Raw genomic sequence first — 16,036 nt, 5'->3', positions numbered from 1 at the left:
GCGCCCCTCGCAGGAGAAGGTCAGCCGAAGAAGACGCCGACCTCCTCGTACAGCTTCGGGTCGACCGTCTTCAGCTTTGCCGTGGCCTCCGCGATCGGGACGCGGACGATGTCCGTGCCGCGCAGGGCGACCATCTTGCCGAAGTCGCCGTCGCGGACCGCCTCGATGGCGTGCAGGCCGAAGCGGGTGGCGAGCCAGCGGTCGAAGGCGCTGGGTGTGCCGCCGCGCTGGACATGGCCGAGCACCGTGGTGCGCGCCTCCTTGCCTGTCCGCTTCTCGATCTCCTTGGCCAGCCATTCACCGACGCCGGACAGCCGCACATGGCCGAAGGAGTCGAGGGACTGGTCCTTCAGCACCATGTCGCCGTCCTTGGGCATGGCGCCCTCCGCGACCACCACGATCGGGGCGTACGAGGCGCTGAAGCGCGAGGTCACCCAGGCGCACACCTGTTCAGTATCGAAGCGCTGTTCGGGGATGAGGATGACGTTGGCGCCGCCGGCCAGGCCGGAGTGGATGGCGATCCAGCCGGCGTGGCGGCCCATGACCTCGCAGACGAGGACGCGCATGTGCGATTCGGCGGTGGTGTGCAGACGGTCTATCGCCTCCGTCGCGATGCCGACGGCGGTGTCGAAGCCGAAGGTGTAGTCGGTGGCGGACAGGTCGTTGTCGATCGTCTTCGGTACGCCGACGACCGGTATCCCGTACTCGTCGGTGAGCCGGGCCGCGACTCCGAGGGTGTCCTCGCCGCCGATCGCGATGAGCGCGTCGACCTCCTGCGCGGCGAGGTTCTCCCGGATGCGGGCGATGCCGTTCTCCTGCTTGAGGGGGTTGGTCCGCGAGGAGCCGAGGATGGTGCCGCCGCGCGGGAGGATGCCACGCACGGCGGGGATGTCGAGGCGCACACTCGCGCCCTCCAGCGGACCTCGCCAGCCGTCCCGGAAGCCGACGAAGTCGTACCCGTACTCCTGTACGCCCTTGCGGACGATGGCCCGGATGACGGCGTTGAGCCCGGGGCAGTCGCCGCCCCCGGTCAGTACTCCGACGCGCATGGAAATGTCCCTTCGCCGAGGGTTCCTGACGAAGGATCAGTGTGACGTGCGCCTCACTCGGCGTCGAGGCTCCTCACGGCTTCCCACTGCCTCTCACTGCCACTCACCGCTTCTCACTCGTCGTCCAGGCCGCGCTGTATCGCGTACCGCACCAGTTCCACCCTGTTGTGCAGTTGCAGCTTGCCCAGGGTGTTCTGGACGTGGTTCTGGACCGTGCGGTGCGAGATCACCAGGCGTTCGGCGATCTGCTTGTAGCTGAGGCCCTTGGCCACCAGCCGCAGCACCTCCGTCTCGCGGTCGGTGAGCTGCGGGGCCTTGGGTTCGTCGGCGCCCGCGGCCGGGGCCGGTTCGGAGGCCAGGCGACGGTACTCGCCGAGGACCAGACCGGCCAGGCCCGGGGTGAACACCGGGTCGCCGACCGCCGTACGGCGCACCGCGTCGATCAGTTCCTCGGTCGAGGCCGACTTCAGCAGGTAGCCGGTCGCCCCCGACTTCACCGCCTCCAGGACGTCGGCGTGCTCGCCGCTCGCCGAGAGGACCAGGACGCGCAGGGCGGGGTTGGCCCCGACGACCTCCTTGCACACCTGGACGCCGGGTTTGGCGGGCAGGTTGAGGTCGAGCACGAGGACGTCCGGTGTGACGGCCCGGGCGCGGCGTACGGCCTGCTCGCCGTCGCCCGCCGTGGCGACCACGTCGAACCCGGACTCGGCGAGGTCCCGGGCGACCGCGTCACGCCACATGGGGTGGTCGTCGACGACCATGACCCTCAGTGGCCCCTGACTCTCTCCTGCGTTCCCGCTCATGTCCCCGTGCCCGTTCTCGTTCTCGTTCCCGGTGTCCGTCATCGCCGCTCCGTCTTCCCCCGTGCCGGTCTGGTGTCCTTCGGTACCGTCAGCTCGACCTCCGTGCCCTGCCCCGGCACCGAGATCACTTCCGCGTCACCGCCGAGGTCGCGCAGTCGGCCGCGGATCGACTGGGCCACGCCGAGCCGCCCCTCGCCCTCGGCCTGCGCGAGCCGCCCCGCCGGGATGCCCGGCCCGTCGTCGCGCACCGTCACGACGACGGATTCCGGCTCGTCCTCGACCAGGATCCAGGCCCGCGCCCCCTCCCCGGCATGCCTGCGTACGTTGTCCAGGGCGGCGCCGACCGCGGCCGCCAGCTCCTTCGCGGCGGCCCTGGCGAGCGGTACGGGGGCGCCGGGCTCGGAGAGGGTGATCGTCGAGGTGGCGTACGGGACGAGCAGGGTCCGCAGGTCCACCGGGTCCGGCGAGTCCGGCGCCGACTCCCCCGCCGTGCGTACGGCGGTGCCGGCCGCCCCGGACGCCTGGTGCTCCCCGTAGTCCGGCTCCCGAGACTCCGGTACGAGGCCGCCGGAGACCAGGGCGCGCAGCGCGACCTCCTGCTCGCCGGCCATCCGGCCCAGTTCCCCCGCCTCGCCGCCGAGCACGGCACCGCGTCGCTGCACCATCGCCAGTACCTGGAGGACGCTGTCGTGGATGTCCCGGGCGAGGCGCTCCCGTTCCCGGGTCGCGGCCTCGATCTCCAGGGCGCGGGCGAGGGTGCGCTCGGAGGCGCGGGCGACCTCGACGACGTACCCGATGGCGATGGAGGCGACCCAGACCAGGATGACGTTGTGGATGGTGTCGCGGGCCGGGGTGCCTCGCTCGACGAGGTTCACGGCGGCGACCAGCGTCGAGGCGAAGGCCGCCCAGCGCCAGCCGCCCTTGATCGCGAAGGCCAGCACGGAGCCCGCGGTCCATATCGACGGCAGGGTCGGGCCGCCCGACTGGATGCGTTCGTGGGTGTCGGCGAGGGGCGTGAGGAGGATGCCGGTGAGGGCGACCGTGAGGTCGGCGGCGAGGAAGCGCTTGGTGCAGCTGGCCGCGTTCGCGACCCAGGGCAGGGTGGCCAGGGTCCAGACGAACAGGACGCAGTAGTAGGCGACGGCGACCCAGGGACGCCGGAACCCGTCGTAGGCGGTGGCGAAGAACCCCACCGCGTACAGCATCGTGAGCACCCGGTAGCCGGCCAGCGCACGCCACAGCGGCTGCTCGACCGACATCCGCATGATCTTCGGACGTCCAGCTCTCTCACGTACCGCCATGTCCCCCGCCCATCCCCCGAACCCGCCCCCGGGTACTGCTACTTGGTGCCCGACCGTTCCTTCTCCAGAGCCTTCTGCGCCTGCTTCTCCGCTTGTTTCTCGGCCTTCGCCGCTTCCGCGATCTGCCGCTTGGCGGCCGACGCGTAGATGTCGACGTACTCCTGGCCGGAGAGCTTCATGATTTCGTACATGACCTCGTCGGTCAGGGCCCGGAGCACGAAACGGTCGTGTTCCATGCCCTGGTACCGGCTGAAGTCGAGCGGCTTGCCGATGCGGATGCCCGGGCGCATCAGCTTGGGCATCACCTTGCCGGGCGGCTGGATCTTCTCGGTGTCGATCATCGCGACCGGAATGACCGGTGCCCCGGTGGCGAGTGCCACGCGCGCGAGGCCGCCGGGCTTGCCCCGGTAGAGGCGGCCGTCGGGCGAGCGCGTGCCCTCCGGATAGATGCCGAACAGCTCACCGCGCTCGATGACTTCGACACCGCTCCTGATCGCGGCCTCGCCCGCACCGCGCGCCCCGGAGCGGTCCACCGGGAGCTGGCCGACGCCCTTGAAGAAGGCGGCGGTCATCCGGCCCTTGAGCCCGGGCGTCGTGAAGTACTCGGCCTTCGCGATGAAGGTGACCTTGCGGTCGAGGACCGCGGGGAGGAAGAAGGAGTCGGAGAACGACAGGTGGTTGCTCGCCAGGATCGCCGGGCCGTCGGCCGGAACGTTCTCCAGGCCTTCCACCCAGGGCCTGAAGGCGACCTTCAGCGGTATCCCGACGGAAACCTTCATCGCGCCGTACAGCAACCGAGTGCCTCCTGAGTCTGTGGATCAGACCTTAACCCGGAGCACTGTCAAAGAGCCCGACGGCCCTGGTCGGTGTCAGTGCGGTCGCGTACGGTGAAGTACGCCTCGAAGCCTCGTGGCTTCCATGCGTGATCACCCACCCCAGTCACCCACCCCATGAACAGGAGACCGATGGTGCCGGTCCTTCCTGGAGCCGAGCCGTACCGCCATGAGGGCGGGGAGGTCGGAGTCCTGCTCTGTCACGGTTTCACCGGTTCCCCGCAGTCGCTGCGCCCCTGGGCGGAGTACCTCGCCGAGCGCGGACTGACCGTTTCGCTGCCGCTGCTGCCCGGGCACGGCACGCGCTGGGAGGACATGCAGCTCACCGGCTGGCAGGACTGGTACGCGGAGGTGGACCGCGAGCTGCGCGCCCTGCTGGAGCGCTGCACCCAGGTGTTCGTCTTCGGCCTGTCGATGGGCGGCGCACTGACCCTGCGGCTCGCCGCGCGGTACGGCGACCGGATCAGCGGCATCGTGGTCGTCAACCCGGCGAACAAGGTGCACGGCCTTGCCGCGTACGCCCTTCCGGTGGTGCGCCATCTTGTGCCCTCGGTGCCCGGCATCGTGAGCGACATCAAGAAGGAAGGCGTCGCTGAGGTCGGCTACCCCAGGATTCCGCTGCACGCGGCGCACTCGATGCGGACGTTCTACCGTCTGGTCGACGGCGAGCTGCCGCAGGTCACCCAGCCGATGCTGCTGCTGCACAGCCGGACGGACCATGTCGTGCCGCCGGTCGACTCGGCCCGGGTGCTGAGCCGGGTGTCGTCCACGGACGTGACGGAGACCGTGCTGGAACAGAGCTACCACGTCGCGACGTTGGACCATGATGCGGACCGGATCTTCGAGGAGAGCCACGCGTTCGTCCTCCGGCTCGCACCCGCGGCCGGTAAGGGGTCCGAGGAGTCGAAGGACTCGGTTGGGCTGGGTGCCGGCGATGTGCAGGTGCCGCACCAGAGCCGGCAGGGAGACCAAGTGGGGCAGCAGGAAGGGACGGCCACGGGTGGCTGAGCACGACTCCGACCGCGAGCCGGAGGAGAAGGGTGTGCCCTTCGACGAGGCGGCCGCGTGGGCCGCGATCGTGGAGGCGTACGGCGACGAGCCGCCGGACCCGCCCGGCGCCAAGCCGTTCAAGTCCGTCGAGGATCTGGCGCTGCTCGAACCGGACACGAACGACGACGCCGACGACGACGCCGTCGACCCCGACCCCAAGGGCAACGCCGACAAGGTGGCCAAGGGCGACGGGCAGCCCGCGAAGCCGCTGGGCAGCTCCGTCGCCTTCGCCCCGGGCGTCGGCGGCGGGGGGCCGCGCGACTACGCGACGCCGGACGCGTCGGAGGACGACTTCGACGATGACGACGAGGGCCACTTCGTGCCGCCGGAGCCGCCTCCGCTGGGGGCCTCCGACACGACCGCCCGGTTCGCCTGGCTGGCGGTGCTCGGCGGCCCGGTCCTGCTGCTGCTCGCCGTGCTGCTGGGCTGGGACATGACCTGGTGGCTGACGACGCTGGGCATCGGCGGGTTCCTCGGCGGGTTCGCGACGCTGGTGATGCGGATGAAGGGCGACGAGGACGACGAGGAGGATCCGGGGCGGGGGGCTGTGGTCTGACGACCACTGTCACGCAGTCGGCGTTCCGAGGGCGGCCAGGACCGGAAGGTGGTCCGTGGCCGCCCTCAGGCAGTTCCTCTCGACACCGACACCGACACGACATCGACTCCGCCCGGCGGGCCGGGGCTCAGGATGCCGGTACGCGCAGTGCCGCCAGCACGGGCAGGTGATCCGTCGCTGCCCTCAGGTCTGACGCCAGCACCCCCGGGTGGCCAGACGGCACCCCGCAGCCGAGGACCTCGATGCCCGGCGTGGCCAGGATCGCGTCGATCCGCTGGTGCGGGTCGGTGGGCGTCGAGGTGTACTCCGTGCCCCAGGGGGCGGTGGCCCAGCAGTCCTGGAGGCCGGTCGCCAGTCGCTGGAAGCTGCGGCCGGCGGGGCGTTCGTTGAGGTCGCCGCCCGCGACGGCGTGCGGTACGTCCAGCGCGGCGAGGCGGTCGAGGAGCAGTCCGGACTGCTCGTACCGCTCATCCTTCTGCAGGCTGAGGTGACAGCTCAGTACGCCGAGCCGGGCGCCCCCGAAGCGGACCACTGCCGTGGCGAAGCCGCGCCGGTGCTGGCCGGGGGTGAGGGGGAGGAGGACGTCCTCGGTGCGTTCGACGGTGGCGCGCAGGGAGCAGAGGAGTGCGGGGCCTGCGGCGGTGGCTCCGCCGGCGAGGAGTACCTGGCCGGAGGCGGCCGCGAGGCGGGCCAGATGCTTGCGCCAGCGGAAGAAGCGGGGGGCTTCCTGGATGAGGACGAGGTCGGGGGCGCAGGCCGTGATGACGCGGGCGAGGGCGGTGGTGTCGTCGCGCATCGAGCGGATGTTGTAGCTGAGGACTCGGATGACGGCGGAACCGTCAGGGTCTGTGCGGGGGGTGGGGAGCGGGGGGTTCGTCGCCATGTTGGTCAAGATACGGAGGTGGGGTAAGGGGAATACCGGTAACTCGCCGTGGGAGGTGCGGTAGTTGGCCGCGGTGACGGCCGGTGGGGGCTTGTCGCGCCCACGCGGCGGAGCCGCACAACGACAGAGCCCCGCGCCCCTGGGTTGCTGCCCCCCACCGGTGTGAAAAACCCGCCGTTCCTCTTCTTTGAGGTACGGCGGGCCGGTTGCAGTCAGCGCGTGTCTACATGATCGGGTCGGGTTCCCGCGCCAGGTCTGCCGCGCCCACCATGCCTGCCTTGTTGCCCAGTTGGGCGGCGATGACGTCCGCGACGGGTCGCCAGTTGCCGCCTACCAGCCAGCGCTTGTAGGACCTGCGGATGGGGTCGAGGACCAGTTCGCCCTCGTCCGAGAGGCCGCCGCCGACGATGAAGGCGGAGGGGTCGAAGAGGGAGGCCAGGTCGGCGAGGCCCGAGCCGGCCCAGCGGGCGAGTTCGCGGTACGAGTCGACGGCGACGGCGTCGCCCTGTCTCGCGGCCATCGAGATGTGCTTGCCCTCGATGCCCTCGGGGGTGCCGTCGCCCAGGGAGAGCAGCAGCTCGGCGTTCTCGGGGGTCGCGTTGGCGCGCTGCTTCGCGTACCGGACCAGGGCGCGCCCCGACGCGTACTGCTCCCAGCAGCCCTGGCTGCCACAGCCGCACAGCAGCCCGTCCGGAACCACGCGGATGTGGCCGAACTCGGCGGCCACGCCGAAGTGGCCGCGGCGCAGCTTGTTGCCGATGATGATGCCGCCGCCGAGGCCGGTGCCGAGGGTGATGCAGATGACGTTGCGGTGGCCCTTGCCTGCCCCGAACTTGTACTCGCCCCATGCCGCCGCGTTCGCGTCGTTCTCGACGACGACCGGCAGCCCCACGCGTGCCTCGACCTTGTCCTTCAGCGGTTCCTCGCGCCAGTCGATGTTGGGCGCGAAGTAGACCGTGGAACGCTGACGGTTCACGTATCCGGCCGCGCCGATGCCGACGCCCACGATCTCGTGCCCGGCGCGCGCGCCCTCGACGGCGGCGGCGATGGCGTCCACGATGCCCTCGGGCGTGCCCGGGGTCGGCACCTTGTGGGTCGAGAGGATGTTGCCTTCCTCGTCGACCACGCCGGCCGCGATCTTCGTGCCGCCGATGTCGACGCCGATGGTGAGTCCCATGAATCCCTCAGTTTCGGTCGAGCCCCGCTACGGACAACGGTACCCGAGGCCCTGTCGCCGGGTTCCTGTCGTCCGCACGGTGGGCAGGCCGGCGGGACGTGGACTCAGGGGCTGTCAGTCCAGGTCGATGCGCTCGCCGGAGCCGGTGCCCTCGCCCCGGTCCTCGCCCCGCTTCCTTCCGCGATCGGTCTCCCGGGTCGTCCAGCGGCGTTCCTGGGACTCGACGGCCGAGCGGTAGGCGGCGAGCAGTTCGTTGCCCGCGGCTGCCAGGTGGTCGAAGACGTCCGGGTTGCGTTCGATCACCGGTTCCACGGCGGCCTTGGCCTGCTGGACGACCTGCTGCACCACCTGTTGGGCGGTGCCCTGGGCGACCGCGCCGAGCAGCGGTGACTGGAGGGACGACAGCTTGTCCGAGACGGCGTCGACGAGCTTGCGCAGTTCCTCGGCGGCGGATCCGGGCGGCGGGCCGTACCGGGCCCGGCGGCGCGCCTTCTCCGCTTCGAGGTCCTCGGCGCAGGCCTTCGCCCACGCGTCGGCGTCGGTGGCGGGCGTCTCGTACGGTGCCTCTTCGGCCGCCTCCTCCCGAGCGGCGTCGGACGTGGGGCGCTCTTCGCTCATGGCGGGCTCCTGACTACGGTTCGTCTCTCCGACGGTACCCGAATGGACGTACGCCGTTCATCGTCCCTGCGGCCACAGATCGGGGTCCGGCGTGAATCGGATCCTCAGCTCGCCGTCGCGGAGGGCGGCGCCGGCCACCGTGCAGCGGCGCAGTGCCGAGGGCAGCGGCACGATACGGCGGAACGGGCCGACGGTGAGGACGAGTTCGTCGCCGCGCCGGACCAGGTCGAGCTCGTCGCGTATCGCGCCGGGCAGCGGGATGTGCCAGAGGAGCACGCCGTCGTCGGCGAGGTGGTCGGTGACGGGCCACTCGATGGGGGCGGGGGTCCGGTTGACGGCGGGTGCGCGCAGGGCGGCCAGGTCGTCGGTGCCGCGCGGGTCGTGTCCGAGGTGCGCCACCTGGTGGAGGGCGTACGTCTCGGTGGACTCTGCCGACTCGGCCCATTCGTCGATCGTCTTGCGCTGCTGGGCGGTGACGGAGGCGAGCCAGGGGTCCATCGAGGGCTCCGGCAGGACGCGGTTGGCGATCAGCACTTCCGCGCGCAGGCCGCGCAGGGCGAGGCCGGTGGTGGCGGCGCGTACGGCGTCGGTGCCGGCCGGGCCGGGTTCGGCGACCAGTCGTACGACGGTGTCCTGGTCCTCGACGACCGCGGCGGTGGCGGCCAGTTCCACGTCCCAGCGGGCGGCGGCCTCGTACAGCCACTCCGAGGGCATCGGGACGCCGGCGAGGCGGCCGAGTACGGGGCGCAGGGCGCGGGCGGCCTGGCGTTCGGCCGGGAGGAGACGGCGCAGGTAGCGGCGGAGTTCGTCGGGGAGGGCGAGGAGGGCGAGGGCCTGCGGGGTGGGCGGGAGGTCGACGACGAGGAGGTCGTACGCCTCCGAGAGCGCGGCGTCGCGCAGGGCGCGCAGCAGGGCGAGTTCCTCGGCGCCGGGGAGGGGGGTGAGTTCCTCGGGGTCGAGCCGGGAGGCGCCGAGGAAGTCGAGGGCGTTCGCGGCGCGGTCCTGGAAGGCGGCGAGGTCGGCGCGGAAGCGTTCGGCGGCGTCGGGTCGCCAGGCGGTGAGGTGGGGGACGCCCGGGACGGAGACGGGGGTGGGGCCGGTCTGGGTGCCGAGGGCGGCGCCGAGGGTGTCGGTGCGGTCGGTGCTGAGGACGAGGGTGGGGGTGCCGTCGCGCGCCGCGGTCAGTGCGGTGGCCGCGGCGAGGGTGGTGCGGCCCGAGCCGCCTGGGCCGGTGAGGAGGATTGTGCGCATGTGGGTGAACGGTACCGGTGGTTGGCGCCCGCCCCTGGGGGCTGCGCCCCCAGACCCCCCTACGGCCCTGAACGGGCCTTGTCCTCAATCGCCGGACGGGCTAAAAATTAGCCCCTCCGGCGATTGAGGAGCGGGCTACTTCGGTTCCTCCACGCGCTTCTTCAACCCGGCCAGCGCCCGGTCGATGATGACCTTCTCCGCCTTGCGCTTGATCATGCCGAGCATCGGGATCTTGACGTCGACCGTCAGCTGGTAGGTGACCTCGGTCGCCCCGTCGCCCGCCGCCTTGAGGATGTACGAGCCGTCCAGCGCCCGCAGCATCTGCGACTTGACCAGGGTCCAGGAGACCTCGTTCGCGCCGGTCCAGGTGTAGCCGAGAGTCTGGTCGTCCTTGATCGCGCCGGCGTCCATGACGAGGCGGACCTGCTCGGCGCGGCCCTCGGCGTCGGTCTTCAGAACCTCCGCCTCCTTCACCTCGCCGGTCCAGTCCGGGTAACGGGCGAAGTCGGCGATCACCGCCATCACCTCGTTCGGTGCCGCCTCGATCGTGATGCTCGAACTGGTGAATTCCGCCATCGCCGTGGCTCCTCCAGGTGCGGTCCGGTGAGGGAGGGTTGGTGCGCACGTATGTGCAGCGTGAAGGCTACCCCGCGCCGGGCGGGCCGTTGCCACCCGGACCCGGGGGCACCCGGGTTCACCATTCGAGCGCCCACGGCTTCCCGCTCCCCGCGAAGTGCCCCACGTTCACGCACTCCGTGCCGCCGATCCGCATCCGCCGGGCCAGTGGCTGGTGGACATGGCCGAACAGGGCGTATCGGGGGCGCGTGCGCCGGATCGCGTCCAGCAGCGCACGGCTGCCGCGTTCGAAGCGGCGCGCGACCGTGTCGTACACCAGTTCCGGGACCTCAGGCGGAATGTGCGTGCACAGCACGTCGACCTCGCCGACCGCCTCGATCTTCGCCGCGTACTCCTCGTCGCTGATCTCGTACGGCGTGCGCATCGGCGTCCGCAGACCGCCGCCGACGAAGCCGAAGGTCCGGCCGCCGATCTCCACCCGGTCCCCGTCCAGGACGCGGGTGCCCGGGCCGGCGTACTCCGGCCACAGTGCCGGCATGTCGACGTTGCCGTAGGTGGCGTACGTCGGCGTCGGGAACGCGGCGAACAGTTCGGCGTACTGCTTGCGCACCGCTTTCTCGATGACCGTGGCCCGGTCCGCACCGACGCCCGCCCACAGCCGGGCCCCGAGCTCGCGTGCCTCCTCGAAGCGGCGGGCCGTGCGCAGCGCCACGAGGCGGCTCGCGTTCTCGGCGCCGAAGAGGTCGGGGAAGATGCCGCGCGAGTGGTCGGCGTAGTCGAGGAAGAGGACCAGGTCGCCCAGACAGATCAGGGCGTCCGCGCCCGCACCGGCTACGGCCAGGTCCCGCACGTTGCCGTGCACGTCGCTGACCACATGAATACGCGTCGTCTTCTCATCTGGGTTGCCCCGCGGTGAGGGTGCCATGGCGATCAAGGGTAGGCGTGTGCGGCAAGAGTGAACAGGACAGGGGGGTCGCCGACGGTTACTGGTCAGTCAAGAAAACCGTGCACTACTGTGCGTAAAAAGACATCAACCCGTGTGACGCCGCGAACATCTCGCCGAACCCCCCTGTCGTAGAACCCATACCGACGGGTAACGTCCGGGCAGTCCAGTCGTACTCAGGATTTCAACTACGAGGTCCATGAGTACTTGCCCGAGCCATGGACCGCACCGTCGCATCGCACAACGTCGTGGCGCCGGCGCCCTATGAGGAGCAGCAGTCTTGCGCGAGTTCAGCCTTCCGGCTTTGTACGAGGTCCCCGCGGACGGAAATCTGACCGACATCGTCCGTCGAAATGCCGCGCAGCATCCGGATGTCGCCGTCATCGCCCGCAAGGTGGGCGGCGTCTGGCAGGACGTGACGGCCACGACGTTCCTCGCCGAGGTGTCCGCCGCCGCGAAGGGCCTCATCGCCTCCGGGGTCGCGCCCGGCGACCGGGTCGCCCTGATGTCCCGGACGCGGTACGAGTGGACCCTGCTCGACTTCGCGATCTGGTGCGCGGGCGCGGTGACCGTCCCCGTGTACGAGACCAGCTCCGCCGAGCAGGTGCAGTGGATCCTCAGCGACTCGGGGGCCACCGCCGTCATCGTGGAGCTGGACGGCCACGCGGCCTCCGTCGAGTCGGTGCGCGACCGGCTGCCCGAGCTGAAGCACGTGTGGCAGATCGACGCCGGCGCGGTGGAGGAGCTGGGGCGGGCCGGCAAGGACGTCTCCGACGCGACCGTCGAGGAGCGCGGTTCGCAGGCGAAGGCCGACGACCCGGCGACCATCGTGTACACGAGCGGTACGACCGGCCGGCCCAAGGGGTGTGTGCTCACGCACCGCAGCTTCTTCGCCGAGTGCGGGAACGTCGTCGAGCGGCTGCGGCCCCTCTTCCGTACCGGCGAGTGCTCGGTCCTTCTCTTCCTCCCGCTCGCGCACGTCTTCGGGCGGCTGGTGCAGATCGCGCCGATGATGGCGCCGATCAAGCTGGGCACCGTCCCGGACATCAAGAACCTCACCGACGAACTGGCCTCGTTCCGGCCGACGTTGATCCTCGGTGTGCCGCGCGTCTTCGAGAAGGTCTACAACTCGGCGCGCGCCAAGGCGCAGGCGGACGGCAAGGGCAAGATCTTCGACAAGGCGGCGGACACGGCGATCGCGTACAGCCGCGCGCTGGACGAGCCGTCCGGCCCGTCGGTCGGCCTGAAGTTCAAGCACAAGGTCTTCGACCGGCTGGTCTACAGCAAGCTGCGGAACGTCCTCGGTGGCAAGGGCGAGTACGCCATCTCCGGCGGCGCCCCGCTCGGTGAGCGGCTCGGGCACTTCTTCCGCGGGATCGGCTTCACCGTGCTGGAGGGCTACGGCCTCACCGAGTCCTGTGCCGCCACCGCCTTCAACCCCTGGGACCGGCAGAAGATCGGCACGGTCGGCCAGCCGCTGCCCGGCTCGGTCGTGCGCATCGCCGACGACGGCGAGGTCCTGTTGCACGGCGAGCACCTGTTCAAGGGGTACTGGAACAATCCCGAGGCTACCGAGGAGGCGCTGGCCGACGGCTGGTTCCACACCGGTGACATCGGGACCCTCGACGAGGACGGCTACCTCCGTATCACCGGCCGCAAGAAGGAGATCATCGTCACGGCGGGCGGCAAGAACGTCGCCCCGGCCGTGATCGAGGACCGTATCCGCGCGCACGCGCTGGTCGCGGAGTGCATGGTGGTGGGCGACGGGCGGCCGTTCGTGGGCGCGCTCGTCACCATCGACGAGGAGTTCCTGGGCCGTTGGGCCGACGAGCACGGCAAGCCGACCGGGTCCACCGCGGCGTCGCTCGCCCATGACCCGGATCTGCTCGCGGCGATCCAGGGCGCGGTCGACGACGGCAACGCCGCGGTGTCGAAGGCGGAATCGGTGCGGAAGTTCCGCATTCTGGCCTCCCAGTTCTCCGAGGAGTCGGGCCACCTGACGCCGTCCCTGAAGCTCAAGCGCAATGTGGTGGCGAAGGACTACGCGGACCAGATCGAGGCGATCTACCAGAGTTAGTACCGGAGTTGGTACCGGAGTTGGTTCATGGCGCGGTGTCCTCGGCGAGGACCCGCGCCATCGTCCGTTCCGCGAGCGCGGTGATCGTCACGAACGGGTTCACCCCGATCGACCCTGGCACCAGCGAACCGTCGGTGATGTAGAGCTTCGAATACCCCTTCACCCGCCCGTAGTTGTCGGTCGCCTTGCCCAACACGCAGCCGCCCAGCGGGTGGTAGGTGAAGTCGTCGGCGAAGATCTTGTTGCCGGAGCCGAACAGGTCGTAGCGGTACATGGTGGAGTTGGCGGCGTTGATCCGGTCGAACAGCTTCTTGGCCATGGCCACGGACACCGCGCTCTGGGCGGCGCTCCAGCCGAGCCGCGCCGAGTCGGTCGCCGCGTCGTAGGTGAACGACGCCCGCTCCGGGTTCTTGGTGATCGCCAGATAGAGACTCACCCAGTGCTCCAACCCCGTTGGCAGCGGGGCGATTTCGGCGAAGACCGGGTTGGCGGTGTTGGCCCAGTCGTCGATGCCCATCACCGGCATCGTCGACTGGTTCGCCCCGACGGTGTCCCACAGGTGGTTGGCGCGTCCGAGCATCACATTGCCGTTGGTCCCCCACCCTGCCCCCACACTGGCGTCGAGCGCGGGCAGCGCCCCCGTCTCGCGGGCCCTTACGAGGAGTTCGGTGGTCCCGACGCTGCCGCCGCCGAGGAACAGATAGGTGCACCCGTACTGCTTGGTCTGGACGACCGCGCCGGTGTCGTCGATCCGGTCGGCGGTCAGGACGTACGTTCCGTCGGCGGCCCGGGTGATCGCCCTGACCCGTTCCATGGTGGTGATGGTGACGTTGCCGGTGCCGAGCGCCGAGGCGAGGTACGTCTTGTCGAGGCTGCGCTTGCCGTAGTTGTTGCCGTAGATGACCTCCTGCCCGAGCGCGGACTTGGTCGCCGTGCCGGCCGCCTCGCGCTGCATGTAGTCGAAGTCGTAGACGCTCGGTACGAACGTGGTCTTCAGGCCGGTCTTCTCGGCGTGCTTGCGGGAGATCCGGGTGAAGCGGTACCACTCCGTGGACTCGAACCAGGCGGGGTCGACGCTGTTGACGCCGAGCATCGCGCGGGCCCTCGGGAAGTAGGTGCCGTACATCTCCGTGGCGTTGACGCCTGGGAACTGCTCGGCGAAGTACGACTGGAGCGGGGTGACGGCCATACTGCCGTTGACCAGCGAGCCGCCGCCGACCCCACGGCCGAGGAACACGGACATGTCGTTGTAGTGCACGCGGTCCAGTGCGCCCGGGTAGGGGCTGATGTCCCTGTTGACGACGTCCAGCCACAGGAAGCTGGCGAGGGGTGCCTCGGTGCGGGTCTTGAACCACATGGAGCGCTTGTCCGGGGCGGCGGTGGAACAGAAGATCTTGCCGTCGGGACCCGCCGTGTTCCAGAGGCGGCCCATCTCGATGACGAGGGTGCGGATGCCGGCCTGACCGAGGCGGAGGGCGGCGACCGCGCCGCCGTATCCGGACCCGATGACGATCGCGGGGGCGGACTCGACGGCGGCGGGTTCGACGGCCTGGGCGGACTGGAGGCCGACGCGGGTGAATCCGAGGGCGGCGGCCGTCTGGAAGGCGGCCATGCCCAGTATTTGACGTCTCGTCAGCTGATGCTGCATCAACTGACGGTGTATCAGCTTTTCTGTCATGAGCGCAGCATCGGCGGAATTTCGGGTTCCGCCTAGTAGGTGCGTACCTGCACAAGTTCCCAAACGCGGACGCCCGCCGTCACAGCAGCGTCTTCAACTCCTCCGCCAGCAGGTCCCAGCACCACTTCTCCTCGACCCAGGCCCGCCCCCGCTCTCCCATCCGGGCGCGCAGTTCGGCGTCGCCGAGCAGGACGATGATCCGGTCGGCGGTCTCCTCCACGGACCTGCCGCGCACCACCCAGCCGGTCTCACCGTCCAGGACGGCGTCCGGCGCGCCCCCCGAGTCACCGGCGACCACCGGCAGCCCTGTCGCGGACGCCTCCAGGTACACGATCCCGAGCCCCTCGACGTCGAGGCCGCCCCGGCGCGTCCGGCACGGCATCGCGAAGACGTCTCCGGCCCCGTAGTGGGCGGGCAGCTCGGCCCAGGGCACCGGACCGGTGAAGCGGACCGAGTCGACGACGCCGGTCTCGTGCGCGAGCTTGCGCAGCTCCCTCGCGTAGGGCCCGCCCCCGACGATCAGCAGGACCGTCTCCGGCTCGGCCGCGAGGATGCGGGGCATCGCCAGGATCAGCGTGTCCTGGCCCTTGCGCGGAACCAGCCGCGAGACGCACACGACGACGGGCCGGTCGGTGAGCCCGAGCCGGGCGCGAACCGCGGTGCCCCCCGACTCCGGGTGGAAGGTCTTCTCGTCGACCCCCGGCGGCAGCTGGACCATCCGCCGGGCCGCCCGCGGAGTCAGCGCGGCGGCGATCCGCGACCGCGTGTACTCGCCCAGGTAGGTGATCGTGTCCGTCGACTCGCCGATCCTGCGCAGCAGTTGACGCGCCGCCGGCAGCTGCGCCCACCCCGCCTCGTGACCGTGGGTCGTCGCCACCAGCCGCTCGGCGCCCGCCTTCCGCAGGGCCGGCGCCATCAGCCCGAGCGGCGCCGCCGCCCCGAACCACACCGACGTACAGCCGTGTTCACGCAGCAGAGCGACGGCCTGCCCGGTGACCGCGGGCGTCGGCAGCAGCATCGTCGTCCGGTCCCGTACGACGGTGAAGGGCTGCTCGGCGTCGAAGGCGGCCGTGGCCCGGGCGCCCTCGGGGCCCCGTTTCCAGGTGGAGGCGTAGACGACGACCCGGTCGGGGTCGAGCCGCAGCGCCATGTTGTGCAGGAAGGCCTGGATACCGCCCGGACGGGGCGGGAAGTCGTTCGTCACGATCAGGGTCTTGTGCACGCCGCCGACCCTACCGAAC

At 70.6% G+C, this 16,036-nt stretch carries 15 protein-coding genes; 3 read left to right on the top strand and 12 right to left on the bottom strand.

Annotated features, from left to right (window positions below):
• Nucleotides 1-20: 20 nt before the first annotated feature.
• From OG734_RS36350 to OG734_RS36335, 4 genes are all read right to left on the bottom strand, one after another.
• On the bottom strand, nucleotides 21-1,049 hold the full coding sequence (locus OG734_RS36350; protein ID WP_330291665.1) for a 6-phosphofructokinase: 1,029 nt from the start codon (nucleotides 1,047-1,049) through the stop codon (nucleotides 21-23).
• Between the two features lie 113 nt (nucleotides 1,050-1,162).
• The gene (locus OG734_RS36345; protein ID WP_330293919.1) at nucleotides 1,163-1,852 is read right to left on the bottom strand and encodes a response regulator transcription factor; all 690 of its coding nucleotides are present in this window, start codon (nucleotides 1,850-1,852) and stop codon (nucleotides 1,163-1,165) included.
• 38 nt (nucleotides 1,853-1,890) lie between these two features.
• Nucleotides 1,891-3,153, bottom strand: a complete 1,263-nt coding sequence (gene macS, locus OG734_RS36340) for a MacS family sensor histidine kinase (protein WP_443064981.1) — start codon at nucleotides 3,151-3,153, stop codon at nucleotides 1,891-1,893.
• A gap of 38 nt (nucleotides 3,154-3,191) precedes the next feature.
• Nucleotides 3,192-3,932 carry a lysophospholipid acyltransferase family protein gene (locus OG734_RS36335; protein ID WP_330291663.1) on the bottom strand — a complete coding sequence of 247 codons (741 nt, stop codon included), beginning with the start codon at nucleotides 3,930-3,932 and terminating at the stop codon, nucleotides 3,192-3,194.
• Between the two features lie 189 nt (nucleotides 3,933-4,121).
• On the opposite strand from OG734_RS36335, the gene OG734_RS36330 reads away from it, so the two are divergent.
• Both OG734_RS36330 and OG734_RS36325 read left to right on the top strand, forming a co-directional pair.
• Nucleotides 4,122-4,994, top strand: coding sequence for an alpha/beta hydrolase (locus OG734_RS36330; RefSeq protein ID WP_330293918.1), 873 nt, complete (start codon nucleotides 4,122-4,124; stop codon nucleotides 4,992-4,994).
• Nucleotides 4,987-5,592, top strand: coding sequence for a hypothetical protein (locus OG734_RS36325; protein ID WP_330291662.1), 606 nt, complete (start codon nucleotides 4,987-4,989; stop codon nucleotides 5,590-5,592). The genes OG734_RS36330 and OG734_RS36325 overlap by 8 nt, the downstream gene beginning before the upstream one ends.
• Before the next feature lie 127 nt (nucleotides 5,593-5,719).
• Here OG734_RS36325 and OG734_RS36320 read toward each other — a convergent pair whose 3' ends face one another.
• From OG734_RS36320 to OG734_RS36295, 6 genes are all read right to left on the bottom strand, one after another.
• Nucleotides 5,720-6,475 (bottom strand): endonuclease/exonuclease/phosphatase family protein, encoded by a 756-nt coding sequence (locus OG734_RS36320; RefSeq protein WP_330291661.1) that lies wholly within the window; start codon nucleotides 6,473-6,475, stop codon nucleotides 5,720-5,722.
• Between the two features lie 223 nt (nucleotides 6,476-6,698).
• The gene (locus tag OG734_RS36315) at nucleotides 6,699-7,652 is read right to left on the bottom strand and encodes an ROK family glucokinase (protein WP_105968475.1); all 954 of its coding nucleotides are present in this window, start codon (nucleotides 7,650-7,652) and stop codon (nucleotides 6,699-6,701) included.
• 114 nt (nucleotides 7,653-7,766) lie between these two features.
• The gene (locus OG734_RS36310) at nucleotides 7,767-8,270 is read right to left on the bottom strand and encodes a DUF5304 domain-containing protein (protein ID WP_330291660.1); all 504 of its coding nucleotides are present in this window, start codon (nucleotides 8,268-8,270) and stop codon (nucleotides 7,767-7,769) included.
• A gap of 57 nt (nucleotides 8,271-8,327) precedes the next feature.
• Nucleotides 8,328-9,521 carry an ArsA family ATPase gene (locus OG734_RS36305; protein ID WP_330291659.1) on the bottom strand — a complete coding sequence of 398 codons (1,194 nt, stop codon included), beginning with the start codon at nucleotides 9,519-9,521 and terminating at the stop codon, nucleotides 8,328-8,330.
• Between the two features lie 135 nt (nucleotides 9,522-9,656).
• Nucleotides 9,657-10,097, bottom strand: a complete 441-nt coding sequence (locus tag OG734_RS36300) for an SRPBCC family protein (protein ID WP_330291658.1) — start codon at nucleotides 10,095-10,097, stop codon at nucleotides 9,657-9,659.
• A 118-nt stretch (nucleotides 10,098-10,215) separates the two neighbouring features.
• Nucleotides 10,216-10,971: a metallophosphoesterase family protein gene (locus OG734_RS36295; RefSeq protein ID WP_330293917.1), complete on the bottom strand. Its 756-nt coding sequence runs from the start codon at nucleotides 10,969-10,971 to the stop codon at nucleotides 10,216-10,218.
• Nucleotides 10,972-11,320: 349 nt separating this feature from the next.
• Between OG734_RS36295 and OG734_RS36290 the strand changes: the two genes are divergently transcribed.
• Nucleotides 11,321-13,117 carry an AMP-dependent synthetase/ligase gene (locus tag OG734_RS36290; RefSeq protein ID WP_330291657.1) on the top strand — a complete coding sequence of 599 codons (1,797 nt, stop codon included), beginning with the start codon at nucleotides 11,321-11,323 and terminating at the stop codon, nucleotides 13,115-13,117.
• Between the two features lie 25 nt (nucleotides 13,118-13,142).
• On the opposite strand, the gene OG734_RS36285 is transcribed toward OG734_RS36290, so the two are convergent.
• Both OG734_RS36285 and OG734_RS36280 read right to left on the bottom strand, forming a co-directional pair.
• The gene (locus OG734_RS36285) at nucleotides 13,143-14,729 is read right to left on the bottom strand and encodes a GMC oxidoreductase (RefSeq protein WP_330291656.1); all 1,587 of its coding nucleotides are present in this window, start codon (nucleotides 14,727-14,729) and stop codon (nucleotides 13,143-13,145) included.
• 145 nt (nucleotides 14,730-14,874) lie between these two features.
• The gene (locus OG734_RS36280; protein WP_330291655.1) at nucleotides 14,875-16,017 is read right to left on the bottom strand and encodes a glycosyltransferase family 4 protein; all 1,143 of its coding nucleotides are present in this window, start codon (nucleotides 16,015-16,017) and stop codon (nucleotides 14,875-14,877) included.
• Nucleotides 16,018-16,036: the final 19 nt, after the last annotated feature.

Source organism: Streptomyces sp. NBC_00576 (assembly GCF_036345175.1).
Classification (GTDB): Bacteria; Actinomycetota; Actinomycetes; order Streptomycetales; family Streptomycetaceae; genus Streptomyces.
The sequence above is the reverse complement of the archived record's forward strand: the minus strand, read 5'-3'. Positions and strand labels throughout refer to the sequence as shown.

Bases quoted from the DNA above. Each gene is read 5' to 3' on its own strand.
- OG734_RS36350 (WP_330291665.1), bottom strand. From the start codon at position 1,049: ATGCGCGTCGGAGTACTGACCGGGGGCGGCGACTGCCCCGGGCTCAAC.
- OG734_RS36345 (WP_330293919.1), bottom strand. From the start codon at position 1,852: ATGAGCGGGAACGCAGGAGAGAGTCAGGGGCCACTGAGGGTCATGGTC.
- macS (WP_443064981.1), bottom strand. From the start codon at position 3,153: ATGGCGGTACGTGAGAGAGCTGGACGTCCGAAGATCATGCGGATGTCG.
- OG734_RS36335 (WP_330291663.1), bottom strand. From the start codon at position 3,932: ATGAAGGTTTCCGTCGGGATACCGCTGAAGGTCGCCTTCAGGCCCTGG.
- OG734_RS36320 (WP_330291661.1), bottom strand. From the start codon at position 6,475: ATGGCGACGAACCCCCCGCTCCCCACCCCCCGCACAGACCCTGACGGT.
- OG734_RS36315 (WP_105968475.1), bottom strand. From the start codon at position 7,652: ATGGGACTCACCATCGGCGTCGACATCGGCGGCACGAAGATCGCGGCC.
- OG734_RS36310 (WP_330291660.1), bottom strand. From the start codon at position 8,270: ATGAGCGAAGAGCGCCCCACGTCCGACGCCGCTCGGGAGGAGGCGGCC.
- OG734_RS36305 (WP_330291659.1), bottom strand. From the start codon at position 9,521: ATGCGCACAATCCTCCTCACCGGCCCAGGCGGCTCGGGCCGCACCACC.
- OG734_RS36300 (WP_330291658.1), bottom strand. From the start codon at position 10,097: ATGGCGGAATTCACCAGTTCGAGCATCACGATCGAGGCGGCACCGAAC.
- OG734_RS36285 (WP_330291656.1), bottom strand. From the start codon at position 14,729: ATGGCCGCCTTCCAGACGGCCGCCGCCCTCGGATTCACCCGCGTCGGC.